The following is a 6,237-nucleotide window of genomic DNA, read 5'->3' as shown; positions in this document are numbered from 1 at the left end:
GCAGTGATGCAGGCGACCAGGCTGTAGAAGGAGGCAAGCTTGGTCTTGCTGCGGAAGTTGAAGCTCTGGAACAGGTAGTTGCCGAGCGTCGACATCTCCCCGTACTTGCCGCCGAGCAGCTCCTGCAGCGCGGCGGCGGCGTTGGGGTCGCGGCGCTTGGGCGCGGGCAGTTCCGTCTGCAGCTTGTTGACGCGCAGGAACATAGCGGCATCTCCGGTGAGGGGGCCTCACCCCAACGATCCGGCGCCCGCCGCGGTTGCCTCGGGCCGCCGTCCTACCTTGGTGTCACCTGACAGCACCTGCCGTTATCCGACGTAGGCATGTATGCGCGAGGCTACCCTCATCGCGGGTTCAGGGCCGCTGCTGGCGACGCTTCTCGCGATGATGGCGGCGCAGTCCAGGGCCGTTAGGTCCAATACAGCACCCGCGCTGCGGGCAGGTGCCGCGCAACCGACGCCTCCAGCGCTGAGCGCAGCCCGGCCATGAGCTCCCGCGGGAAGACATGCTTGACTCCACCGAACTTCGTCGTGCGACGGGCCCGCGCGGTCTCATCCATCTCCAGCGCGCTGCCCGGGTACCAGCCCTGCAGCACCTGCTTCGAGTTGGGCGTGAACCGGTGGGTGATCAGCTCCACCGTCAGGTCGGGGTCGGGCGCGCCCGCCAGGGCCTCCGCGCAGTCGGCGAGCAGCCGATCGTATTCATCCCTCCAGCCGGGTAGCGGCATAATCGGCGCGACAGTCAACCCAATGCGGTAGCCGGCGAGGGCCGCGACGCGCATCGCGCCCAGGCGGTTCGCCATGCGCGGCACGCCACCCTCAAAGCGCGCCGCGGCGCGGGCGTTGACCGAGAAGCGCAGCCGCGTGCGCCGCCCATGCGGCAGCCCGAGCAGCGGCGCCACGCCGTCATACTTCGTCGTGACGCGAAGCTGCACCGCTTCGTCCCAAGCTCCGAAGAAGCGGATCGCCTGGCCCAGCGCGCCGGTGATGTGCTCGATTCCCAGCGGGTCGGTGTAGCAGGACGCCTCGAAGGTGGTGCCCTCCGCCGCACGGCCCGGGTCGCGCGAGGTGACCCGTCCCTGGCCGAGCAGCGGCGGCAGTTCCGCCAGGATTTCGGGTAGGTTGGCGAAGGCGCGCACGATGGGTGGCCCGGCCAGGGAGCCGGCGAGATAGCAATACTGGCAGTGTGCCGGGCAGCCGGTTGCGAGGTCGAAGCGCCAATCAGCGCTCGGCGGGATGGGCTGCGGCCGGCGCCGCGAGGGCGGCGCGACCACCAGTGCAAGTGTGGACTTCGCGTCCGCATAGACCTCCGGCAGCCCGGTAAGCCGGTCCCCCTTCAGGCGCACCACATCAGCGCCAAGCGCCGCCGCGCGCTCGGCCATCGCCTCCCCATCGGGCCAGGAGAGCGCGGCGGCGGTGGCCAGCACGCGCTTTGGTACCCAGAGGCGCGCGGGACGGATGGCGGCAGCGTCAAAAGGCATAGCGCACCCGGCAATAGGGCATGCGGTCGGCGAACAGGTCGAGTAGGCGCTTCAGCCAGCGCCCCTTCCAGCCCGTGCGGTAGCGAAGGTTCACGGCGCCGGACTCGCTCCGCTTCTCCTCCTGGATGTCGGGGCGCCAGAGCAGCTCCTCCGCCTTCGGGTGCCAGGCCAGGTTCACCTCGTGCAGCGCGGCATTGTGGGTTAGCAGGATGACTTCTGCCGCGAGGCGCTCCTTCAGCGTGGCGGGCAGCGTGTCATCTAGTTCTTCGAACAGCGCGCCCCACTCCGCCTCCCACCCCTCACGCAGCACGACGGGGGAGAAGTTGAGCTGAACCTCGTAGCCGGCGCGGTGCAGGTCGGGCAGCGCGGCGATGCGCGTGGCAACCGGTGCGGTGCGCACGTCCAACAGCTTCGCCATGCCGTCCGGCATCAGCGACATGCGGACGCGCGTACGCCCCTGCGGGTCGTAGCCGAGCAGATCGGGGTTCACCCACTTGGTCGCGAAGCTACCCTTGGCGTTGGCCAGGCCGCGGAACAGCGCCACCAGGTCGCGGACATTGTCCGAGACCATCGCGTCCACCGAGAGGTCGCCGTTCTCGCCGAGATCGTAGACCCAGTCGCGCTCGTCCACCTGGTTCGGCCGTGGCTTGGGACCGAGCTTCGCGGCGTGGCGCAGGGTGGCCTCGGCGATCTCCTCGATATTGGTAAAGACGGTGATCGGATTGGCGTGACCCTTGCGCCGCGCGACGTAGCAATAGGCGCAGGCCATCGCGCAACCGTTCGAGGTAGAGGGCGCGATGAAGTCCGCGCTGCGCCCGTTCGGACGGAAGTGGAGGCCCTTCTTCACCCCGAGCACCAGCGTCTCCCGCTTCGGGCGCAGATAGTCGCCAGGCTCTGCCTCGCGCAGCTCCGGTATGCGCCAGTGCGAGGCGACCTCGATGCGCTCCGCGTCAGGAAAGCGGGCCAGGATCTCGGCGCCGCGCGGCAGGGCCGCAGCGGCGGGCTCGAGGTGGATGCGGCGGATGTCGAGGAGGGGCAGCGCGGCAGGGCCAGTCATGTGTAGGAAATGTGGTGACGCGAGGCCGAAACGTCAGCCGGGCTGACGGGACTGGCAGGCAGGAACAGCCGGCCCGGCACGGCGCTCAGAGCCCGTATGAAAAGGCCGGGCCGGGAGGCCGCAATGCCCCCGTACTGCCCCTCGCCCTTGCTACGGGCTGGCCCACCTCCGCTCAACCTCAGCCCGGGGCGTCGCCTTGCCGGAGGTGTCAATGGGCGCAGGCTGGCCTGTGGCAACTGCTCTCCCGGGTGCGGGTTGAGGCCCGAACCCAGGAGATCCCTATGCCCCGCGTCCGCCTGAAGCCGCTCTCGCGGCAAGCCATCGTCGTCACCGGCGCGACCTCCGGCATCGGGCTGGCCACCGCGCGCATGGCCGCCGAGCGCGGCGCGGCGGTGGTGCTCACGGCCCGCAACGAGGACGCGCTGTGGCGATTGGCCGAGGAGATTCGCAGCCACGGTGGACGGGCCGAGTACCAGGTGGCCGACGTCGCCGACGCAGCGCAGGTGGACGCTGTCGCGGCCAGAGCCGTCGAGGCCTTCGGCGGCTTCGACTCCTGGGTCAACGACGCGGGGGCGTTCATCTATGGCCGTATGGAGGACGTCTCGCTCGCGGACCAGCGGCGCCTGTTCGATGTGACCTACTGGGGCGTCGTTCATGGCACCCTCGCCGCCTCGCGGCACCTCCGGGAGCGGGGCGGAGCGATCGTCAATGTCGGGAGCGTGCTGGGCGACCGGGCCATCGCACTGCAGGGCCCCTACTGCGCGGCCAAGGGGGCGGTGAAGAACGCCACCGACGCATTCCGGATGGAGTTCGAGGGCGAGCGGCTACCGATCTCGGTCACGCTCATCAAGCCCGGGCCGATTGACACCCCGTTCATGGAGCATGCGCGCAACGCGATGGGGACCAGGGGCACCCGCAACCCGCCCCCGGCCTACCACCCCCGCGTCGCCGCCCGTGCCATCTTGCACGCCTGCGAGACGCCGGTGCGCGACCTCTACGTCGGCAGCGCTGGCTGGCTGACCAGCCTGGGGGCGGCGCTCGCGCCCCGGCTGACCGACTACGCCATGGAGGCGCTGGCCAAGCCGACGCAGGAAAGCGAGGATCCTGGGCGAGCGGAGCGGCGCGACAACCTGTACGAGCCGCGGGAGGATCTGTCGGAGCGCAGCAGCCTCAAGGGCCCGCCGCCGCGCGGCAGGAGCCTACTACTGGACGCCCAGATGAACCCTGGGAAGGCGGCTGCGGTGATGGCCGGCCTCGTGGCGGCACTGGGCGCGGTCGCGGCCGGCGCGCGGGCCAGCACCCCTCGCCTCGGGCATCGCCGCCGCTGGTAGCGGCCCGCCGAGGTAGTGCTCTCCAGAGCTATCCTGGTGCAGCCGCTCTGGCGTTCACAGGGCGAAACGGTGCGATGGGGCAGTCCAGGGCCGAGGAGGCTCCGCGCCGCCTGTTCCTTCCCACTGCCACAAGGACACGGCGGCACTGAACTGAAACGGGGAAGCTCCGTTCTGGGTTGTATTGAGTGGTTCTCGCACTGACCCGCCGAGCAACGTGTCCACCTGGACCGCCACACCGGGTCGAACCCCGCGGTAGCCTCCCTGGTCGAGGCTACCGCCGAGGAGGGCGGAAAGCCGATATTCCCGGGTTCGTTGCGCCATCCTCAAGAGGAAGGGGCTGCGGCGAGATGCTCCGCCAAGCGTCGTGCATGGGACGACAGCGCGTCGAGCCGCCGCACGACGATCACCAGCCGCCGCTCGGCCCACGGATCCTCGAGGGGTACGAAGGCGAGCGCGCCCGCGTCGCCCCACCGCCGCGCCATGACCTCCGGCACCACGGCGACGCCCGCGCCGAGCGCGACCATGCGGCAGGCGGCGTCCAGCCCACGCACGCGAACGCGCGTCCGCATTCGCCCGCCCGCCCGGGCAGCGTGCCCATCAAGGTGCCCGCCAAGCGCGACCTCGCCGGACAGGCCAACGAACTCGCTCCCCAGCGCCTCCGCGAAGGCGATCCGCCCGCGGTCGGCCAGAGGATGACCGCGCGGCGCAACCAGCATCAGGCGGTCGGTCCGGAAGGGCGTGACCTCCAGGCCCGACAGGTCCGCGTGGCCGGCCACGACCCCGACTTCGGCCTCCTCCGCGACGGCGCGTGCCACTTCGGGGCTGGGGCGCTCATCCAGTTCCACGTCCACGTTCGGGTTCGCACTCAGGAACGCCGCCAGGATTTCGGGCAGGTGCACGGAAGCGGCGGCGGTGTTGGCGAGCAGGCGGACATGCCCCTTCAGCCCGCGGGCGTACTCGCCCAGCTCGCCGCGCATCCGCTCCACCTGCGCCGTCACCAGCCGCGCGTGGCGCAGCAACGCCCGGCCCGCGGGCGTCGGCTCCACGCCGCGCCGGCCGCGCTCCAGCAACGGCACCCCGGCCTGCTCCTCCCTTCCCCGGATACGCGCGCTGGCCGATGCCAAGGCAAGGCCGGACCGCTCGGCGCCGGCCGTGATGCTCCCCGCCTCCGCCACGTGAAGGAACAAGCGGAGATCGGTCAGGTCAAAATGCATCGTCGGCGTCCTGCCTCTGTCCCAGACTAAGGCACACTACGCCACTCCCGCATTGTGGCGGAGGGGTACGGGCCGCAACGTCACGCCCATGATGGATATCCTGCCCTGCGCCGCCCTCCTCACCGGCACCTTCCTCTTTGCAGGACTTGTAAAGGGCGTGATCGGCCTCGGCCTGCCGACGGTCGCCATGGGGCTGCTCGGCCTTGCCATGCTACCCGTCGAAGCCGCAGCGCTGCTTCTCGTGCCTTCGCTCGTGACGAACGTATGGCAGCTCCTCGCCGGCCCACGCTTTGGCGATCTCCTGCTCCGCCTCTGGCCCATGATGGTCGGCGTCGTCGCGGGCACCGTTGCCGGGTCGGGGGTGATCGCTGGAACTGCCACGGGCGCCGCCACGGCATTCCCTGGCGTCGCGCTGGCCCTCTACGGCCTTGTCGGGCTAGCAAAGTTCAGGCTGCGCGTGCCGCCTACCGCGGAGCCCTGGGCGGGGCCTCTCGTCGGCACGATCACGGGGCTGGTCACGGGCGCGACGGGCGTGTTCGTCATCCCTGCCGTGCCCTACCTCGGCTCGCTCGGACTGGAGCGCGACGACCTCGTGCAGGCGCTCGGCCTGTCCTTCACCGTCTCCACCCTCGCGCTCGCGGGTGGCCTCGCACTGCACGACGCACTGCCGCTCGCCGCCTCGGCCGCCTCCCTGCTGGCGGTCCTGCCGGCCTTCGCGGGCATGGCGCTCGGTGGTTGGCTCCGAGCGCGGGTGCGGCCCGAGACCTTCCGGCTTTGTTTTTTCGTCGGTTTGCTGGCGCTCGGAAGCGAACTGGTCTGGCGGGGGTTGGCGCTATAGCCGCCGACTTGGCCGCACAAGCCGAGGCCCTCGCCGGGCGCGCACTGCAGGCCGGCTATTGCTGCTGCGTCTGCATGGCCGTTGCTCGGCAGTGGCCCCAAGACAGCCCCGAGTTGGGCGCCATTCCCAGTTTCCGTACCCCGCTACACCGCGCGAGCGTCTGCTCAGAATCGGGAGCAGACAAGCCACCCTCGGGCCAAGTGAACCGCACCGGGATGGCCGGAGGCTTTTGTGCTTGGGTCATGCCGCCAGGGCGGTTGTCTCCCGTTGGGCATAGTAGCGCGCCTCGGCCTCGGCGGGAGGGATGTTTCCGATCGGCT

The 6,237-nt window shown here is 70.5% G+C and carries 6 protein-coding genes; 2 read left to right on the top strand and 4 right to left on the bottom strand.

What is annotated here, in order from left to right; genetic code table 11:
* From LHA35_RS27550 to LHA35_RS27540, 3 genes are all read right to left on the bottom strand, one after another.
* Positions 1-203 (bottom strand): manganese catalase family protein (locus tag LHA35_RS27550; RefSeq protein WP_226607599.1); only part of this gene is annotated, 203 nt, incomplete at its 3' end.
* 203 nt (positions 204-406) lie between these two features.
* A complete protein-coding gene (locus LHA35_RS27545; protein WP_226614395.1) occupies positions 407-1,477 on the bottom strand; it encodes an SPL family radical SAM protein in 1,071 nt (356 codons plus the stop codon).
* Positions 1,467-2,534 carry a spore photoproduct lyase family protein gene (locus LHA35_RS27540; RefSeq protein ID WP_226614392.1) on the bottom strand — a complete coding sequence of 356 codons (1,068 nt, stop codon included), beginning with the start codon at positions 2,532-2,534 and terminating at the stop codon, positions 1,467-1,469. Before LHA35_RS27540 ends, LHA35_RS27545 begins: the two co-directional genes overlap by 11 nt.
* A 281-nt stretch (positions 2,535-2,815) precedes the next feature.
* Between LHA35_RS27540 and LHA35_RS27535 the strand changes: the two genes are divergently transcribed.
* A complete protein-coding gene (locus LHA35_RS27535; RefSeq protein WP_226614391.1) occupies positions 2,816-3,865 on the top strand; it encodes an SDR family oxidoreductase in 1,050 nt (349 codons plus the stop codon).
* 323 nt (positions 3,866-4,188) lie between these two features.
* Here LHA35_RS27535 and LHA35_RS27530 read toward each other — a convergent pair whose 3' ends face one another.
* Positions 4,189-5,079 carry a LysR substrate-binding domain-containing protein gene (locus tag LHA35_RS27530; RefSeq protein WP_226614390.1) on the bottom strand — a complete coding sequence of 297 codons (891 nt, stop codon included), beginning with the start codon at positions 5,077-5,079 and terminating at the stop codon, positions 4,189-4,191.
* Between the two features lie 88 nt (positions 5,080-5,167).
* On the opposite strand from LHA35_RS27530, the gene LHA35_RS27525 reads away from it, so the two are divergent.
* The gene (locus tag LHA35_RS27525; RefSeq protein ID WP_226614387.1) at positions 5,168-5,917 is read left to right on the top strand and encodes a sulfite exporter TauE/SafE family protein; all 750 of its coding nucleotides are present in this window, start codon (positions 5,168-5,170) and stop codon (positions 5,915-5,917) included.
* Positions 5,918-6,237: the final 320 nt, after the last annotated feature.

Source organism: Roseicella aerolata (assembly GCF_020523605.1).
Classification (GTDB): domain Bacteria; phylum Pseudomonadota; class Alphaproteobacteria; order Acetobacterales; family Acetobacteraceae; genus Paracraurococcus; species Paracraurococcus aerolatus.
This window is presented reverse-complemented; position numbering and strand designations above follow the sequence as displayed.